Genomic DNA, 16,423 nt, shown 5'->3' on the forward strand with positions numbered 1-16,423 from the left:
TGTAGGCCGGGTAAGGCGAAGCCGCCTCCCGGTATGAAGAGACTTCCCATGCCACATCTTTCCACGCGCGTGCTTCAGGGGCTGCTTACCCTGCTACTCACGCTCTTTGGGCTGTTGCTCGTCACGTTCGCGCTTTCCGCGTTTTCACCTGTCGATCGGGTGCTGCAAATCGTCGGCGATCATGCCAGCCAGTCGACCTATGATCAGGTTCGCCACCAGCTCGGGCTCGATCGCCCGCTGCCGGTGCAGTTCTGGCACTATCTGGTTAACCTTGCCCACGGCGACCTCGGCACGGCCAGCTCCACCGGCCAGCCGGTGCTGCACGACCTGCTCGCCACCTTTCCCGCCACCCTCGAACTGGCCACCCTGGCGCTGATCGTCGGGGCGCTGTTCGGGGTGATTGCCGGCGTGCTGTGCGCCCGCTACGCCGGTTCGCCGTGGGATCTGGCGGTACGCACCTTGACCTTGATCGGCAACTCGGTTCCCATTTTCTGGCTCGGGCTGCTGATGCTGGCGTTGTTCTACGCCAAATTGCAGTGGACGCCGGGCCCCGGGCGACTGGACGATATCTATCAATATACCGTCGAACCGCGAACCGGCTTCGTGCTGATTGATACCTGGCTCTCTGGCGATAAAGAGGCCTTCAAAAACGCCATTGGCCATCTGCTGCTGCCGGTGCTGCTGCTGGGATACTATTCGCTGGCCAGCATCACCCGTCTGACGCGTTCCGCCTGCCTCAGCGAGATGAATAAAGAGTACATCCTGCTGGCGCGCGCCAAAGGGGCCAGCGAAATGACGATTCTGCTGCGGCACGTACTCCCCAACATTCGCGGCACTCTGCTGACGGTCATCGCCCTGGCCTGGACCTCGATGCTGGAAGGCGCGGTGCTGACGGAAACCGTCTTCTCATGGCCGGGAATTGGCCGCTACCTGACTACCGCGCTGTTCGCCGGGGATACCACGGCGATCATGGGCGGTACGCTGCTGATTGGCGCCAGCTTTGTGTTCATTAACAATCTCACCGACCTGCTGGTGCGGTTGACCGACCCGAGGGTACGCTGATGCCGGCTTATCTGTTTTTGCGTCGTCTGCGTCGCTCCCCCGCCGCCTTTTTCGGGCTGATCGTCATCGCGCTGCTCCTGCTGGTGGCGCTGTTCGCGCCGTGGCTGGCGCCGCTCGATCCCAACTGGCAGGATGCCGCGGCACGCCTGCAAAGCCCCGATGCCCGGCACTGGCTCGGCACCGACAGCTATGGCCGCGACCTGCTCTCTCGCCTGATTTACGGCGCGCGCCCGGCGCTGGGGCTGGTGGCGTTAGTCACGCTGATTACGCTCCCCGCCGGTCTGCTGGTGGGGATACTTTCCGGCTATTACGGCGGCTGGCTGGAGCGTATTCTGATGCGATTTACCGACGTGGTGATGTCAATGCCGCGGCTGATCCTCGCCTTTGCCTTTGTCGCCATGCTGGGGCCTGGGTTGGTTAACGGTGCGCTGGCACTGGCGCTCACCACCTGGCCCGCCTACGCTCGCCAGGCGCGGAGCGAAATTCAACGTCTGCGCCATAGCGATTATCTGGCCGCGGCGGAAATGATGGGCATTCGCGGCTGGCGGCTGCTGACTGGCCATATTTTACCGCTGTGCCTGCCTTCCGCCATCGTGCGCCTGGCGCTGGATCTCGCCGGCATTATTCTCGCCGCCGCCGGGCTCGGTTTCCTCGGTCTCGGCGCGCGTCCGCCGATGGCGGAATGGGGGGCGATGATCGCCGACGGAATGCAGGTCATTTTCGATCAGTGGTGGATTGCCGCCGCGCCCGGGGCGGTGATCCTGATAGCCAGCCTGGCCTTTAACCTGCTGGGCGACGGCCTGCGCGATGTTCTGGAGCCGCAACATGACTGATACCCGACTCACCGTTCAGGGGTTAAGCATCGACTACCCCTCTGCCCGGGTGGTGAATAACGTCAGCTTTACGCTCGGCAACGAGCGGCTGGCGCTGGTGGGCGAATCCGGTTCCGGCAAATCAATGACCGCCCGCGCGCTGATGGGACTGGTGCGTCGTCCGGGCGTGGTCAGCGCAGAAACGCTGAACGTGCTGGGACACGATCTTCTGACCCTCAACGATCGCCACTGGCGCGCGCTGCGCGGCAACGATATCGCCATGGTGCTGCAGGATCCGCGCTATGCGCTGAATCCGGTACAGACCATTCAGGCACAGCTGGAAGAGGCATTAACGCTGCATCAGCGCCTGAGCCGCCGCGCGCGGCAGGAGGCGGTGAAAGCCGCCGTTGCCGCCGTCGGCCTCGATTTACCCGTACTCAGCCGCTACCCCGGCGAACTCTCTGGCGGGATGGGGCAACGGGTGATGATCGCCATTGCGCTGTTGAACAACCCGAAGGTGCTGATTGCCGACGAGCCGACCTCGGCGCTCGATTCCCGCCTGCGCAATCAGATCCTCGAACTGCTGGTGGAACAGTGCGAGCAGCGGCAAATGGCGATGCTGCTGATCAGCCACGATCTGCCGCTGGTGGCGCAACATTGCCACCGGGTACTGGTGATGTACCAGGGGGCGCAGGTCGATGAGATGCCCGCCCGCGAGCTGCCTCAGGCCACGCATCCCTACACCCGTACGCTGTGGACCTGTCGTCCCGATGCGAGCACCTACGGCCAGATGCTGCCCACTCTCGACAGAACACTGGACTTTACGGAGGCGGCGCATGGCAGTCGTTAATCTCGATGCATTGCAGGTCATTTTTGCGGAAAAAACGGCGGTGTCCGCCGCCAGCTTCAGCGTTGAGGCCGGGGAAACTTTCAGCCTGATCGGCGCCTCCGGCTGCGGAAAATCGACGATTCTGCGGGTTCTCGCCGGGCTACAGCGCGAGTGGCGCGGCGGCGTTCAGCTGTTTGGCAAAGCGATAGCCCCCGGCGTTCGTTTTCAGGGCGAGCTGCGCCGCAACGTGCAGATGGTGTTTCAGGATCCCTATGCCTCTCTGCACCCCAACCATACGCTGTGGCGTACCCTGGCCGAACCGCTGAAAATCCACGGTCTCGACGCCATCCGGCAGCGGGTCGATACCGCGCTGGAACAGGTGGGGCTCCCCGCCGACGCCGCGCGTCGTTATCCGCATCAGCTTTCCGGCGGCCAGCGCCAGCGCGTGGCCATTGCGCGCGCGCTGCTGCTGCGCCCGCAGATCCTGCTGTTAGATGAGCCCACCTCGGCGCTGGATATGTCGGTACAGGCGGAAATTCTCAATCTGTTGAACCGATTGAAGCAGGAGCACGGCATGACCTATCTGCTGGTCAGTCATGATGCCGATGTGATTGCACATATGTCGGATCGGGCGGCATTTATGGCCGAGGGAGTCATTCAGCGCTTCTTCGATCGCGAGGCGCTGGTGAAAGGTGAACACCGGATGGCGGGATAGCCCGCCATCCGGGGAAACTCCCCGGTGGCGCTGCGCTTACCGGGGCTACGGGATTGTGCGGTCGGGTAGCCCGGATAAGGCGCTGGCGCCGCTATCCGGGAAACTCCCCGGTGGCGCTGCGCTTACCGGGGCTACGGGGTCGTGCGGTCGGGTAGCCCGGATAAGGCGCTGGCGCCGCTATCCGGGAAACTCTCGGGTGGCGCTGCGCTTACCGGGGCTACGGGGTCGTGCGGTCGGGTAGCCCGGATAAGGCGCATCGCGCCGCTATCCGGGAACAAGGTTGGCTTATTTCGCCAGCGTAGCGAAGCGGGCGAATACGCTGTCAAAAATCGCCAGCCCTTTCGCAATCTGCTCGGCGCTGATGGTACAGGGCGGCACCACGTGAATGCGGTTTTCCACCACAAAGGCCAGCAGACCGGCTTCGGTTAAGGCCCCTTTAATCGCCGCCATATCCGCCGCGGTTAGCGGTGTTTTAGCTTCGCGGTCGCTGACCAGCTCCAGCGCCTGGAACAGCCCGCGGCCGCGGACATGACCAATGATCGCATGTTTTTCCGCCAGTGCCTCCAGCCCCGGACGCAGGACGTGATTCCCCATCTGCGCCGCGTTTTCGACGATGTTTTCCTCTTTCATGGCATCGATCGTCGCCACAATCGCCGCCATCGCCAGCGGATGGCCGGAGTAGGTCAGGCCACCGGCAAAGAAATGGTCGTCAAAATAGCGGGCAATCGGGTCGCTAATCAGCACGCCGCCCGCAGGCACATACCCGGCGTTAACCCCTTTGGCAAAGGTCACCAGATCCGGCACCACGCCATCTTGCTCGAAGGCAAACCAGCTGCCGGTACGGCCAAACCCGGCCATCACCTCATCAAGGATCAGCACAATACCAAACTCGTCGGCCAGCGCCCGTACGCCCTGCATATAGCCATCAGGCGGCACCAGAATGCCAGCGGTTCCGGGAATTGACTCCAGCAAAATGGCGGCAATAGCGCCAGGGCCTTCGCACTCAATGATTCTGCGCAGATGCGCCAGCGCGCGCTGACACTCCTCCTCTTCCGTCACGGCATTAAATTCGCTGCGATAGAGGTAGGGGTTGAAAAAGTGAACGTGGCCGCGCGAGTACTCGTTCGGCACCCGGCGCCAGTCGCCGGTGGCGGCAATCGCGCTGCCGGTATTGCCGTGGTATGAACGATAGGCCGACAGCACTTTATCGCGTCCGGTATAGAGCCGCGCCATGCGGATAGCATTCTCGTTGGCGTCGGCTCCGGCATTGGTAAAGAACACTTTGCTGAAGCCTTCCGGCGCCAGCTCGACGATGCGTTTCGCCGCTTCGCCGCGGGCGAGGTTGGCGGTCGCCGGCGCAATTGTCACCAGCTCCTCCAGCTGCGCTTTCATCGCCGCCAGTACGCGCGGGTGCTGATAGCCGATATTGACGTTAACCAGCTGACTGCTGAAATCAAGGTAGGTTTTGCCTTCATAATCCCACAGTTCACAGCCCCTGGCTCCGGCAATCACCAGCGGGTTGATGTTGCCCTGTACCGACCACGAATGGAAAACATAAGCGCGATCCAGTTGGCGAACGTCATCGTTGCTTACCGTTACATCGTTCTGTATTGCCAGCTTCATACCCTGCCCTCTGATGTCATTGTTGTTGGCTCCATCATTGGTCGCCCGACGGAAAAAGGGATAGAGCCAGTCGCTCGAAAAGGTTGTGACACCGTGTCACAACGCCACCTGACAACTGGCCCTGTGTCGCCGCTCGCGGCGTTTTTATAGTGAGGGCAACAATGCGCACAGGAGAGTGAAATGACCACCAACAACGTAGTGTTTATTACCGGGGCCACCTCCGGTTTTGGGGAGGCAGCGGCACAGGTGTTTGCCGAAGCGGGCTGGTCGCTGGTGCTGAGCGGCCGCCGCCTGGCGCGCCTGCAAAAACTGTATGACCGGCTGAGCCTGCTGGTGCCGGTACATATTATCGAGCTGGACGTGCGTGACAGCGAGGCCGTTGCCGCCGCGGTGGCAGAGCTGCCCGCCGCCTTTGCCGATATCAAAACGCTGATTAACAACGCCGGGCTGGCGCTGGCGCCGCAGCCGGCGCAGAAGGTCGACCTGCAGGACTGGAAAACGATGATCGATACCAACGTTACCGGCCTGGTTAACGTCACCCACGCGCTGCTGCCAACGCTCATTCAGCATGGCGCCGGCGCCAGTATCATCAATGTCGGCTCCATTGCCGGTCAGTGGCCCTATCCGGGCAGCCACGTCTACGGCGCCAGCAAAGCGTTTGTGAAGCAGTTCAGCTACAACCTGCGCTGCGATTTACTCGGTACCGGGGTGCGGGTAACCGATCTGGCGCCGGGCATTGCCGAGACCGAATTCACTCTCGTGCGCACTAAAGGCGACCAGGCGGCATCCGATAATCTGTATCGCGGCACCACCCCGCTGAGCGCGCAGGATATCGCCGGGCAGATGTTCTACATCGCCACCTTACCGGATCATATGAATATCAACCGCGTAGAAGTGATGCCGGTGCGCCAGGCCTGGCAGCCATTCGCTATTGACCGGGATTGATTGTAGACCCGCCCGATTGATCTCTCCCCGGTGGCGCTGCGCTTACCGGGGCTACCTGTTTCCGGCCGCCTGCGGCCAGAGAAAAGCGCTGACAGCAGCTTAAGTCATTCTGCAACAACAAGACTTCCCGCGATGCTCCGGTATCCGCTGAAATCAGCGAACCGGAGCTCGGCAGGCAGGGGCTGGACGCCAGGGATGGAACGAGTAGCATCGCGTTGAGCGTCGGGAGGCGAGCGCAGCGCCGATTTCTTTGCCGTACCGTGGGGATGGTGAAGCGGGAGAGGGTTTCTCCCCCTTTATCCGTTAACGTGCCACGATGAAACAGTTCTGTGAATGGATGGTGAACGGAACCAAATACCTTGCTGCCGGAACACCTCCCCGGATAGCGGCGCGATGCGCCTTATCCAGACTTCCCGACCGCACGACCCCGTAGCCCCGGTAAGCGCAGCGCCAGCGGGGGAGTTTCCCGGATGGCGGCGCGATGCGCCTTATCCAGACTTCCCGACCGCACAACCCCGTAGCCCCGGTAAGCGCAGCGCCACCGGGAGATTTTCCCGGATGGCGGCGCGATGCGCCTTATCCAGACTTCCCGACCGCACAACCCCGTAGCCCCGGTAAGCGCAGCGCCACCGGGAGAGTTTCCCGGATAGCGGCACTATGCGCCTTATCCAGACTCCCCGACCGCACAACCCCGTAGCCCCGGTAAGCACAGCGCCACCGGGGAGAGCGGCCGCAGGCGATCGGGCCCCTCGTATTAGCGGCGGCTCTGCAAAAACTGGCGTACGCGTTCAGAATCCGGGTTGGTGAAAAATTTCTCCGGCGGCGCTTTCTCAATCAACAGCCCTTTTTCGAGAAACACCACTTCATCCGATACCTGGCGGGCAAAATCCATCTCATGAGTCACCACCACCATGGTGTAGCCCTCCGCCGCCAGCGCCTTCATCACTCCCAACACTTCGTTGACCAGTTCGGGATCCAGCGCCGATGTCGGCTCGTCAAACAGAATCACTTCCGGCGACATCGCCAGCGAACGGGCAATGGCCACCCGCTGCTTCTGCCCGCCGGAGAGGGTAATCGGCCAGGCGTCGGCCTTGTGCGCCATCCCGACCTTTTCCAGCTGCTGTATGGCGATTGCAGACGCTTCATCGCGCTTCATTCCTTTGACGTGGAGCAGCGCTTCGCTGACGTTCTGCTGCACGGTCAGGTGCGGCCACAGGTTAAAGCTCTGGAACACCATCCCCACCCGCTCACGAATCTTCGACAGCTGGCGATGGGACATGGCTTTGCCATTCTGTTCATCGATCCCCAGCCGCTGGCCGCCGATATGAATCTCCCCGCGGTCCGGCTGTTCCAGCCAGTTCATGCAGCGCAGCAGCGTCGATTTACCGGAACCTGACGACCCCAGAATACTGACCACCGATCCCTTTTCGACGGTCAGGTTGATATCGCGTAGCACTTCAATATTATCAAACTGCTTAGAGACGTTTTTAACGCTTACTGCAGTGGTATCAGGCATGACTCATTCCTCTTCTGGCTCCGAGGGCGCTCAGTCGCTTAATCAGCAACTCCAGCAAAATGCTGATCGCCCAGTAGAGTGCAATCGCGACGATAAAAGCGTTAAACGGGATGAACCAGGTCGCCTGCACGCTGTTGGCCGCGGCGGTAATTTCCTGAACGGTGATAATGCTGAGAAAAGCGGTATCCTTCAGGCAAATAATCAGCTGGTTGCCGAGCAGCGGCAGCGCCGATGAGACGATATTCGGCAAAATAATCCGCCGGTATATCTGGTAACGTGAAAAGCCCTGCGCCACCGCGGCCTCAATATATCCGGCGGAGAAGACCCGACGCTGGCTGCGCAGGATTTCAAAGAAATAGGCGCCGTGGTAGATCATCAGCGCCACCAGGCCGGCACTCCAGGCGTCCATACTGATCCCCACTTCCGGCAGGCCGTAATAGAGCAGATAGGCGAGGATTAAGAACGGAATCGCGCGCATCAGGCTGACAAAACCGATAATCACCCGGTTAAGCCAGCGCTTTTGATATTCGGTCAAATAGCACAGCACAATGCCAATGGCTAACCCCACAACGGCGGCCAGAATGAATAGCTCAAGAGTGGCGATCAGGCCGGCAATAAAGCTGTCGCGCGCTGACCAGATAATGGCCCACTGATTCATAGATCCTCCGGTTGTTATCGTGCCAGGCGTTTCGCTTTACGTTCCGCCAGTCCCTGCAGCTTCAGCAGCATGCCGATTATCACGACATAAAGCAGACCCGCCGCAAGAATCGGCGACAGGGGCTCATAGGTGACGGATGAGATGCGGTTGGTCACGCGGGTCAAATCGACCACGCCGATCACCGCAATCGCCGGGCTGCCTTTAATCAGGAAAGACATTTCGTTCACCAGCGCCGGCAGGCTTTCGATCCACATTTGCGGCAGCATGATGTAGCGAAAATAGGTCCAGCGGCGCATCCCCACGGATTCTGCCGCCTCACGCTGTTCACGCGGGAAGGTACGGAACGCATTGCGCCAGATTTCGGCGTTAAAAGCCGAGGTATTGAGGGTCAGCGCCACGATTGCCGCCACGTTTTTATCCAGATTAATCCCCACCGTCGGCAGCGAGAGAAACAGAAACAGCACCAGCGTCACCAGCGGCGTGGCGCGCGCCAGGCTGATATAGACCACCAGCAGCTGGTCAATAATCGGCAGACGCAGCATCCGCACCAGCGCGATCAGCAGACCAATCACCACCCCAAAGGCGATAGCGATGGCCGAAATCCAGAGGGTCGTCCATGCGCCTTCAATCAATAACTGCCAGGAAATTACATCCATATGGCCCTCCTGTGGATTAAAAACGCGGCGGTGACCCGCCGCAAAATGTTACAAACCAGCCAGTTTATGGAACTGTTCCGGGCTGGTAATCGCTTCCGTCGGGAGGTTATCGTAGGTTTCGCCAAACCATTTTTTCTGCAGCTCTGCAAGCTTGCCGGTTTCGCGCATATGGTTGATAAATTTGGTCATGTAGGCCAAAAGCTGCGGTGAGTTTTTCGGAATCGGCCAGGCCATATAGCCCGGGCCGGACACCGCCAGTCCTTTGGCGAAGACCTTCGGTTTGGCTTTCGCCAGGTCGTTGACGGAAATCACCACGTTAATCACGTAATCGAGGCGCTTATTGGCAAGGTCGGCGTAGGCTTCCGGATAGGAGGGATACTCCACCACCGGCCCGAGCTTGCCGCCGGTTTTTTCCAGCATCGCTTTCAGTTCAGGCAGTCGCGCCAGCAGCGCGCTGCCCGCCTGCAGCCCCACTTTTTTGCCGCTCAAATCGGCGATGGTGTTGAGAGAGTTATCGCCAGCGCGCTTGACAAAATAGTGCTGCGCCGAGGCCCACGGCGGCGTGAAGTCAAAGACCTTAAGTCGATCGTCGGTAATCACCGCGCCGGTTAACGCCATATCGTACTGACCGGTGGAGACCGCCGCTAACAGGCCGGTCCAAGGCAGGATGCTCTGGTCGACGTGGAATTTCGCATACTTGCGTAGCTCCTCCAGCATATCTTTGTTAAAGCCATCGGCCTGGCCGTTGCTCATAAAGTTAAACGGCGCGTAATCATCTTCGGTCGCGACTTTCAGGGTGCCGGATTTTTCAATTTCCGGGAGATCTGCTGCCGCTGCGTGATAAGAAAAAGCCAGTGCCATAACGGCGCCCAGACACATTGAACCCAACGATTTGTTCATCAATCCACCCCTAATTAATTCGCCAGACGTGTTCATTCCCGAACATGAAAAGGTTTTGCAAAACTTGTGCCGACGGAAGTTCCGTTCCGCGACTGATGAATGCGTTTTTACTGTAGGGAGCGTTTTTGTTTTCCGGATAGAGCCAGTTTCGTTGCGTCCGTGTGTCAGACTTTTTCAGGGTGGTATGGAATTTGCTGCAGGGTAGACAGAGTATTCACGTAAGGAGCCCCGCATGATCCGTCACCTTTTGCACGTCGAGTTCGACCAACGTCGCGGTTTACAGGAGCAGGTGCGGGAGACGTTGGTTAACGCCATTCTGAGCGGTATTTTTTCCGCCGACACGCCGCTGCCCTCCTGCCGTCAGCTGGCCAGCCAGCTGCGGGTATCGCGCAATACTACGGCGCTGGTTTTTGAGAGTCTGGTCAGCGAAGGGTATCTCATCAGCCGTCCGCGCAGCGGATACTATCTGCATCCCGACTATCAGCATTCCGCCGCGACGGTTGCCGTGCAGGATGCACCGGATGACGAGCGCGCTGCACCACGCTGGGGCGCGCGACTGCAAATCACTCCCAGCCAGCAGGAGTCGATTCTTAAACCCGCCGGCTGGATGAATTATCGCTATCCGTTTATCTATGGCCAGCCGGATACCCGCCAGTTTCCGCTGACCACCTGGCGTTCGGCGGCCAACTGGCTGCACGGCGGCGTGCGCGATCCGGCCTGGGTCGTCGATCACATCGACCAGGACGTCCCGATGCTGATTGAGCAGATCCGCACTCGGGTGCTGCCCAAGCGCGGCATCGTCGCCGCAGCGGATGAGATCCTGATTACGCTCGGCTCGCAGAACGCGCTCTACCTGCTCACCCGCCTGCTGATGTCGTCCACAACCCGGGTCGGCGTCGAGAATCCCTGCTTCCGCGAGGCGATTAATACCTTCCTGCTGGCGGACGCCGACATCGTGCCGCACCCGGTGGACGAAGAAGGGATCGTGCTCGACGATGCTCCCTGCGATTACTACTACGTCACCCCCGGCCACCAGGTGCCGACGGGGGTGGCGATGAGCCAGGCGCGGCGCGGCCAGCTGCTGGAACATGCGGCCCGCCACGATGCGGTGATCGTTGAAGATGATTACGACTCGGAAAGTAATTTTATGCTGAACCCGCTACCGGCACTGAAAGCCAGCGACCGTAGCGGGCGGGTGATTTACGTCAGCAGCCTGTCGAAGGCGCTGTCTCCCGGCCTGCGGCTGGGATTTATGGTGGCCGACCCGGACCTGATTGATGAAGCCCGCGCGCTGCGGCGGCTGATTTACCGCCACCCGCCCACCAATATTCAGTATCAGATGGCCCATTTTCTCGCCCAGGGGCACTATGAAACCCACCTGCGCCGCTACCACTTTGACTCCGCCCAGCGCTGGGAGCGGCTGAATAATGCGCTGCACCGCTACCTGCCGGAGTGCCGGATTATTCCCGGGAGTGAACATGCCAATGCCTTCTGGCTGGCGACACCGAAACAGATCAATACCCAGCAGCTGACCTGGCGAGCCGCCCATGCCGGGGTGCTGATTGAACCCGGCGCGCGCCATTTTCTCAACGCCAACCCGCCGGAAAATTTTTTCCGCATGGGCTTTCACGCTATCAATCCCGATGCGATTGCGCCCGGCGTCGAGGTACTGTGCCACCAGCTGGCGCAGCTGGGGTAAACGAAGTCTGTCGTCGCCCCCCGCGCATCCAGCATCCCGTAGCCCGAATAAGGTGCGCGCGCCGTCATCCGGAGAAATCCCCCGGTGGCGCTGCGCTTACCGGGGCTACAGGGCATGCGGTCGGATTGCCCGGCTAAGCGTCGCGCCAGCCGGAGAAATCCCCGGTGGCGCTGCGCTTACCGGGGCTACAGGGGCGTGCGGTCGGATTGCCCGGCTAAGCGTCGCGCCATCCGGAGAAATCCCCGGTGGCGCTGCGCTTACCGGGGCTACAGGGCGTCGGTCGGGTTGCCCGGCTAAGCGTCGCGCCAGCCGGAGAAATCCCCGGTGGCGCTGCGCTTACCGGGGCTACAGGGCGTGCGGTCGGGTTGCCCGGCTAAGCGTCGCGCCAGCCGGAGCAATCCCCGGTGGCGCTGCGCTTACCGGGGCTACAGGGCGTCGGTCGGGTTGCCCGGCTAAGCGTCGCGCCAGCCGGGGAGATCCCGGGCGGCGGGTTACGCCACCTGCGCGTACTGCAGCATGACCTGCAGCAGCACGTTTGCGCCGGCGGTAACGTGCCCGGGAGAGGCGTACTCGATTTCGTTATGGCTAATCCCGTCTTTGCAGGGAATAAAGATCATCCCCGTCGGCGCCAGATAGCTCATATATACCGCATCATGCCCGGCACCGGAGACGATCTCCCGCGCCGGATAGCCAAGTCGCGCCGCCGCATCGGCAATGGCCTGCTGGCAATCCGGATGGAACGGCGCCGCCGGGTAATGGCTGACTTCCTGTAACGTCACCGCCAGGCCGCTCTCCTGCTGCACGCGGGTGATAAAAGCCCGCAGCTGGCGGTCCATCTCATCGACCGCCGCGTCGCTGATATTGCGCATATCGATGGAGAAGGTGACCTCACCCGGCACCACGTTGCGGCTGTTGGGATAGACCTGCACCATCCCGACGGTACCGCGCCCCTCTTCGCTACGCCCGGCAATCGCCACCACCTCCTGCATAATCCGGGTCGCTACCTGCAAGGCATCCTGACGTAGGCGCATCGGCGTTGGCCCGGCATGAGATGCCTGCCCCGTCACCACGCAATCGTACCAGCGGATCCCCAGCACCCCCTGCACCACGCCGATGATTTTCTCTTCATCTTCCAGGATCGGTCCCTGCTCGATATGGGCTTCAAAGTAGGCGCCGATCGGATGATCGCCGGGAGTCTGGCTGCCGACATAACCGATACGCGCCAGCTCCTCGCCCACCGTTTTTCCCTGCGCATCCTGCGCGGCATAGATTGTTTCCAGCGGGAATACTCCGGCAAAGACCCCAGACCCCATCATGACCGGCACAAAACGCGAGCCTTCTTCATTGGTCCAGAACACCACTTCAATCGGCGCTTCGGTTTCAATATCGAGGTCGTTCAGCGTACGCACCACCTCCAGCGCCGCCAGCACCCCGTAGTTACCGTCAAATTTCCCGCCGGTAGGCTGAGTATCAATATGGCTTCCGGAGACAATCGGCGGCAGCAGCGGGTTGCGCCCTTCCCGGCGCATAAACACGTTACCGATTTTATCAACCGTGACGCTCATCCCCGCCTCTTGCGCCCAGCCGATGACTACATCCCGTCCCTGTCGGTCGAGATCGGTGAGCGTCAGGCGACAGCAGCCGCCCTTCGGCGTCGCGCCGATTTCCGCCAGCGCCATCAATGAATCCCATAACCGTTCCCCGTTAATACGCCAACCCGTCGCCCCGGCAACCGGGGTAAAAAGAACCTCACTGCTCATCTTTGTCTCCTTGCGCAAATGCAACGGCCAGCTCCACCAGCAGACGATCGCTGCCGCGCGGCCCTAAAAAAGAGATGCCCAGCGGCAGACCGCCGGCCTGAGCCACCGGCAGCGTCACCTGCGGACGTCGGGTCATCACCGAAATCAACAATAAATCGTGGGAAAGACGCCGGGTGGTCTCAATCTCCTCAGCCTGCGCCGTCAGCAGCGGCGCACCGTCGGGCACGGTGGGCAGAACCAGTATCGCGTCGCCCAACAGCGCATCCCACCAACGGGTAAAGTGCTCCCGCCGCTGGCAGGCGGCCTCATACTGCGCCGGGGTCACCGCTTTTCCCCATAAGAAGCGTTCGCGTACATCCGGCCCCAGCTGCAGGCCATAGCGTTCTATCGTCTCCCCCTGCGCCTGCCAGGCCTCAAATCCCTGAATCTGCCGAAAGGCGAGGTAGATCTCATCGATGTCCGGCAGCGACGCATTCAGCGGCGTGAAGGTGCCAAAAACGCGCTCAAGCCGCTGCCGGACGGGCAACAATGCCTGCTGGCTACGCAGCGGCAGGCGGGGAAAAAGAGCGTCATGGCACGCCAGCGCCACGCCGGCAATCGCCGGAGGCTTCGCGTCCAGCAGGCAGTCAGCGACCGCCCGAAAGACCTCCGGCGTTTGGGCGAAGAAACCGCAGGTGTCCATCGTGGCGCACAGCGGCTGGCAGCCGTCGAGCGAAATGCGCCCGTGCGTGGGGCGCAGGCCAAACAAGCCGCAGTAGCTTGCCGGGGTACGCACCGACCCGCCGGTATCGGTGCCCAGCGCAAAATCGCACACGCCGTTCGACACCGCCGACGCCGACCCGGATGACGAACCGCCGGGTATATGGTTCGGCGCAGCGCCGTTGCGCGGCGTCCCGTAATGCACATTGTGGCCGCTCATCGAGTAGGCCAGCTCGCTGGTGTGGGTTTTACCGATAAAACGTGCGCCGTTATCCAGCAGGCGCTGCACCACCGGCGCCGTGCGGCGTTTAATGCCGGAGAGCGCCAGTAAATGTGGGTTACCGCCGCCGGTGGGATAGCCCGCAACATCAAACAGATCTTTGACGGCAAAGGTCATCCCGCTGAGCGGCCCACTCAGCGCGTGGGGTACCGGCTGCGGCGGGTAAGGCATAAATGCGTGATTATCATCCTGCATGCGTATCACCTCTTTTATTCGGTCGACCGTTCAGGCATACAGCGCCGGCTTTTCGATGCCCGACGTCAGTTCTCGCCAGCGATGGCAACTCACCACATGACGCTGTCCCACCTGTTCGGTCACGGGTTGAGTTTGCCTACAAACGGGTCTCGCATGCGGGCAACGGTCGGCGAACGCGCAGCCCGGCGGCAGGCGGGAAAGATCCGGCGGCGAACCGGGAATGCAATGCAGCGCGTCGCCTTTTTTCAACCCGTCTTTGGGACGGCTACCCAGCAGCACCTGGGTATAGGGATGGCGAGGACGGGACAAAATATCCGTCATCGACGCCTCTTCAACGATCCGTCCGGCGTACATCACCGCCACCCGGTCGGCTATCTCCACCGCGGCGCCAATATCATGAGTCACAAAGATAATCGCCAGCTCGCGCTGCTTTTGCTGCTCGCGCAACAGGATCAGAATCTGGATCTGCACCGTGGCGTCCAGCGCGGTGGTCGGCTCATCCGCCAGCAGCAGCTGCGGATTGCACGACAGCGCCAGAGCAATCATCGCCCGCTGGCGCATACCGCCGGACATTTCGTGCGGGTAGGCATCCAGCCGTCGTTCCGGACTGGGGATCCGCACCTGACGCAGCGCCTCCAGAGCCCGCTCCCTCGCCGCCTGACGCGACAGCCCTTCATGACGACGCAGCCCTTCAACGATCTGCTGACCGACGGTATACACCGGATCAAACGCCAGCAGCGGCTCCTGAAAAATCATCGCGCAGCGGGCGCCGCGATAGGCCCGCAGCCGGGAAGCGCTCATCTTCAGCACCTCCTCATCGCCGACGCGCAGCGTCCCCGAGAGCACGCTGCTTGTAGGCGGATGCAGGCGCATCAGCGCCCTCAACGTGACGCTTTTACCGGACCCCGACTCACCGATCAACGCCATCACTTCGCCTTTATGGACATCAAAAGAGACACCGTTAACCGCATTCACCGTCTGGCCATCGCGGCGAAATTCCACCCGCAGATCGCGAATATGGACAAAAGCCTCATGCGACATGACTCACCTCCTGAATGGCGATGTTCTGATGCCAGGGCGACGACGGCTGGGCCATCAGGCAGGCACTTTGATGCCCCTCGCCGACGCTTTCGAGCTTCGGTTTCACCTCGGCGCACACCGCTCTGGCGTGCGGGCAGCGGGTATGAAACCGACAGCCCGAAGGCGGTGATATCGGGCTCGGCGGATCGCCGTTCAGCGGCGAGGTCAGGGTGCGGTTTTGCGGGTCCATCGACGGCATCGAGCTGAGCAATGCGCGGGTATAAGGATGAGCGGAGCGGGTAAACAGCTGTTCCGCCGGCCCAATTTCCACTACCTCGCCGAGATACATCACCAGAATGCGATCCGATAGCCAGCGCACCACGTGCAGATCGTGGCTGATAAACACATAGGTCAGCTCAAGGGTACGTTTTAGCTCCTGCAACAGCTGCAGAACCTGCGCCTCTACCGATTTATCCAGCGCCGACACCGCCTCATCGAGGATAACCAGCCGCGGCTTCATTGCCAGGGCGCGGGCGATGTTGACACGCTGACGCTGGCCGCCGGAGAGCGCATGCGGATAGCGGTGGGCAAAACGTTCGGGTTCGAGGCCTACGTGGGCCAGCAGATAGCGGGCATATTCGCTGGCTGCTTTGGCGCTCACACCGTGTACGCGCTGGCCGAAGGCGATACTCTCCTCCATCGTCATACGCGGATTGAGCGAAGCATAGCTATCCTGAAACACCATCTGTACCTGACGACGATACTCTTTCATCGGCAGGCGCGAGGACCCCACCGTCAGGCCATCAAAGATCAGCTCGCCGCTGTCCTGATTAAGCAGCTGCATCAGCAGGCGTGCCGTCGTCGATTTGCCGCAGCCGGACTCCCCTACCACGCCCAGCGTTTCACCTTTCATCACCGTAAAGCTGACGTTATCCACCGCCTGCACCACTTCACGGCTTTTTGCGCCACCGGCACGAAAATACTTCAACAGCTGATTGACCTTCAGCAGCGGCTGAGCCGGGCCGCCAAGGTCGATATTGATAAAAGGTTGCAT

Annotated in this window: 15 protein-coding genes; 6 read left to right on the top strand and 9 right to left on the bottom strand. The window is 61.1% G+C overall.

Annotated features, from left to right (window positions below; all coding sequences use genetic code 11):
• Positions 1-48 precede the first annotated feature (48 nt).
• Genes OQV00_RS19480 through OQV00_RS19495 form a run of 4 tightly spaced genes read left to right on the top strand, consistent with a single transcriptional unit; the run spans position 49 to position 3,418 of the window.
• Positions 49-1,062 carry an ABC transporter permease gene (locus OQV00_RS19480; protein WP_004859271.1) on the top strand — a complete coding sequence of 338 codons (1,014 nt, stop codon included), beginning with the start codon at positions 49-51 and terminating at the stop codon, positions 1,060-1,062.
• On the top strand, positions 1,062-1,895 hold the full coding sequence (locus tag OQV00_RS19485) for an ABC transporter permease (RefSeq protein ID WP_004859268.1): 834 nt from the start codon (positions 1,062-1,064) through the stop codon (positions 1,893-1,895). The genes OQV00_RS19480 and OQV00_RS19485 overlap by 1 nt, the downstream gene beginning before the upstream one ends.
• Positions 1,888-2,724, top strand: coding sequence for an ABC transporter ATP-binding protein (locus OQV00_RS19490; RefSeq protein WP_088884127.1), 837 nt, complete (start codon positions 1,888-1,890; stop codon positions 2,722-2,724). Before OQV00_RS19485 ends, OQV00_RS19490 begins: the two co-directional genes overlap by 8 nt.
• Positions 2,711-3,418 (top strand): ABC transporter ATP-binding protein, encoded by a 708-nt coding sequence (locus tag OQV00_RS19495; RefSeq protein WP_004859262.1) that lies wholly within the window; start codon positions 2,711-2,713, stop codon positions 3,416-3,418. Before OQV00_RS19490 ends, OQV00_RS19495 begins: the two co-directional genes overlap by 14 nt.
• A gap of 285 nt (positions 3,419-3,703) precedes the next feature.
• On the opposite strand, the gene OQV00_RS19500 is transcribed toward OQV00_RS19495, so the two are convergent.
• A complete protein-coding gene (locus OQV00_RS19500; protein WP_004859258.1) occupies positions 3,704-5,041 on the bottom strand; it encodes an aspartate aminotransferase family protein in 1,338 nt (445 codons plus the stop codon).
• 180 nt (positions 5,042-5,221) lie between these two features.
• Here OQV00_RS19500 and OQV00_RS19505 point away from each other — a divergent pair, with 180 nt between their 5' ends.
• Positions 5,222-5,986 (top strand): SDR family NAD(P)-dependent oxidoreductase, encoded by a 765-nt coding sequence (locus OQV00_RS19505; protein WP_004859254.1) that lies wholly within the window; start codon positions 5,222-5,224, stop codon positions 5,984-5,986.
• Positions 5,987-6,740: 754 nt separating this feature from the next.
• On the opposite strand, the gene OQV00_RS19510 is transcribed toward OQV00_RS19505, so the two are convergent.
• The 4 genes from OQV00_RS19510 to OQV00_RS19525 are packed head-to-tail and all read right to left on the bottom strand — an operon-like array spanning position 6,741 to position 9,716.
• Complete coding sequence (locus tag OQV00_RS19510; RefSeq protein WP_266279266.1) at positions 6,741-7,502, bottom strand: amino acid ABC transporter ATP-binding protein; 762 nt, start codon at positions 7,500-7,502, stop codon at positions 6,741-6,743.
• On the bottom strand, positions 7,495-8,160 hold the full coding sequence (locus tag OQV00_RS19515; RefSeq protein WP_004859249.1) for an amino acid ABC transporter permease: 666 nt from the start codon (positions 8,158-8,160) through the stop codon (positions 7,495-7,497). The genes OQV00_RS19510 and OQV00_RS19515 overlap by 8 nt, the downstream gene beginning before the upstream one ends.
• A gap of 14 nt (positions 8,161-8,174) precedes the next feature.
• Complete coding sequence (locus tag OQV00_RS19520; protein ID WP_015584941.1) at positions 8,175-8,816, bottom strand: amino acid ABC transporter permease; 642 nt, start codon at positions 8,814-8,816, stop codon at positions 8,175-8,177.
• A gap of 48 nt (positions 8,817-8,864) precedes the next feature.
• A complete protein-coding gene (locus OQV00_RS19525) occupies positions 8,865-9,716 on the bottom strand; it encodes a transporter substrate-binding domain-containing protein (protein ID WP_004859243.1) in 852 nt (283 codons plus the stop codon).
• A 232-nt stretch (positions 9,717-9,948) separates the two neighbouring features.
• On the opposite strand from OQV00_RS19525, the gene pdxR reads away from it, so the two are divergent.
• Entirely contained in the window at positions 9,949-11,415 is a 1,467-nt protein-coding gene (gene pdxR, locus OQV00_RS19530) for a MocR-like pyridoxine biosynthesis transcription factor PdxR (RefSeq protein ID WP_015584943.1), read from the top strand.
• Between the two features lie 491 nt (positions 11,416-11,906).
• Here pdxR and OQV00_RS19535 read toward each other — a convergent pair whose 3' ends face one another.
• Genes OQV00_RS19535 through OQV00_RS19550 form a run of 4 tightly spaced genes read right to left on the bottom strand, consistent with a single transcriptional unit; the run spans position 11,907 to position 16,423 of the window.
• Positions 11,907-13,175 carry a Zn-dependent hydrolase gene (locus OQV00_RS19535; RefSeq protein WP_004859237.1) on the bottom strand — a complete coding sequence of 423 codons (1,269 nt, stop codon included), beginning with the start codon at positions 13,173-13,175 and terminating at the stop codon, positions 11,907-11,909.
• Positions 13,165-14,349, bottom strand: a complete 1,185-nt coding sequence (locus OQV00_RS19540) for an amidase (protein ID WP_266279268.1) — start codon at positions 14,347-14,349, stop codon at positions 13,165-13,167. Before OQV00_RS19540 ends, OQV00_RS19535 begins: the two co-directional genes overlap by 11 nt.
• Before the next feature lie 30 nt (positions 14,350-14,379).
• The gene (locus tag OQV00_RS19545; RefSeq protein WP_266279270.1) at positions 14,380-15,390 is read right to left on the bottom strand and encodes an ABC transporter ATP-binding protein; all 1,011 of its coding nucleotides are present in this window, start codon (positions 15,388-15,390) and stop codon (positions 14,380-14,382) included.
• Positions 15,380-16,423 carry an ABC transporter ATP-binding protein gene (locus tag OQV00_RS19550; protein WP_048022975.1) on the bottom strand — a complete coding sequence of 348 codons (1,044 nt, stop codon included), beginning with the start codon at positions 16,421-16,423 and terminating at the stop codon, positions 15,380-15,382. Before OQV00_RS19550 ends, OQV00_RS19545 begins: the two co-directional genes overlap by 11 nt.

This window comes from Klebsiella sp. DY2415, from assembly GCF_026314315.1.
GTDB lineage: Bacteria > Pseudomonadota > Gammaproteobacteria > Enterobacterales > Enterobacteriaceae > Klebsiella > Klebsiella ornithinolytica.

Coding starts and splice junctions, on each gene's coding strand:
- OQV00_RS19480 (WP_004859271.1), top strand. CDS start 49: ATGCCACATCTTTCCACGCGCGTGCTTCAGGGGCTGCTTACCCTGCTA.
- OQV00_RS19485 (WP_004859268.1), top strand. CDS start 1,062: ATGCCGGCTTATCTGTTTTTGCGTCGTCTGCGTCGCTCCCCCGCCGCC.
- OQV00_RS19490 (WP_088884127.1), top strand. CDS start 1,888: ATGACTGATACCCGACTCACCGTTCAGGGGTTAAGCATCGACTACCCC.
- OQV00_RS19495 (WP_004859262.1), top strand. CDS start 2,711: ATGGCAGTCGTTAATCTCGATGCATTGCAGGTCATTTTTGCGGAAAAA.
- OQV00_RS19500 (WP_004859258.1), bottom strand. CDS start 5,041: ATGAAGCTGGCAATACAGAACGATGTAACGGTAAGCAACGATGACGTT.
- OQV00_RS19505 (WP_004859254.1), top strand. CDS start 5,222: ATGACCACCAACAACGTAGTGTTTATTACCGGGGCCACCTCCGGTTTT.
- OQV00_RS19510 (WP_266279266.1), bottom strand. CDS start 7,502: ATGCCTGATACCACTGCAGTAAGCGTTAAAAACGTCTCTAAGCAGTTT.
- OQV00_RS19515 (WP_004859249.1), bottom strand. CDS start 8,160: ATGAATCAGTGGGCCATTATCTGGTCAGCGCGCGACAGCTTTATTGCC.
- OQV00_RS19520 (WP_015584941.1), bottom strand. CDS start 8,816: ATGGATGTAATTTCCTGGCAGTTATTGATTGAAGGCGCATGGACGACC.
- OQV00_RS19525 (WP_004859243.1), bottom strand. CDS start 9,716: ATGAACAAATCGTTGGGTTCAATGTGTCTGGGCGCCGTTATGGCACTG.
- pdxR (WP_015584943.1), top strand. CDS start 9,949: ATGATCCGTCACCTTTTGCACGTCGAGTTCGACCAACGTCGCGGTTTA.
- OQV00_RS19535 (WP_004859237.1), bottom strand. CDS start 13,175: ATGAGCAGTGAGGTTCTTTTTACCCCGGTTGCCGGGGCGACGGGTTGG.
- OQV00_RS19540 (WP_266279268.1), bottom strand. CDS start 14,349: ATGCAGGATGATAATCACGCATTTATGCCTTACCCGCCGCAGCCGGTA.
- OQV00_RS19545 (WP_266279270.1), bottom strand. CDS start 15,390: ATGTCGCATGAGGCTTTTGTCCATATTCGCGATCTGCGGGTGGAATTT.
- OQV00_RS19550 (WP_048022975.1), bottom strand. CDS start 16,423: ATGCAACCTTTTATCAATATCGACCTTGGCGGCCCGGCTCAGCCGCTG.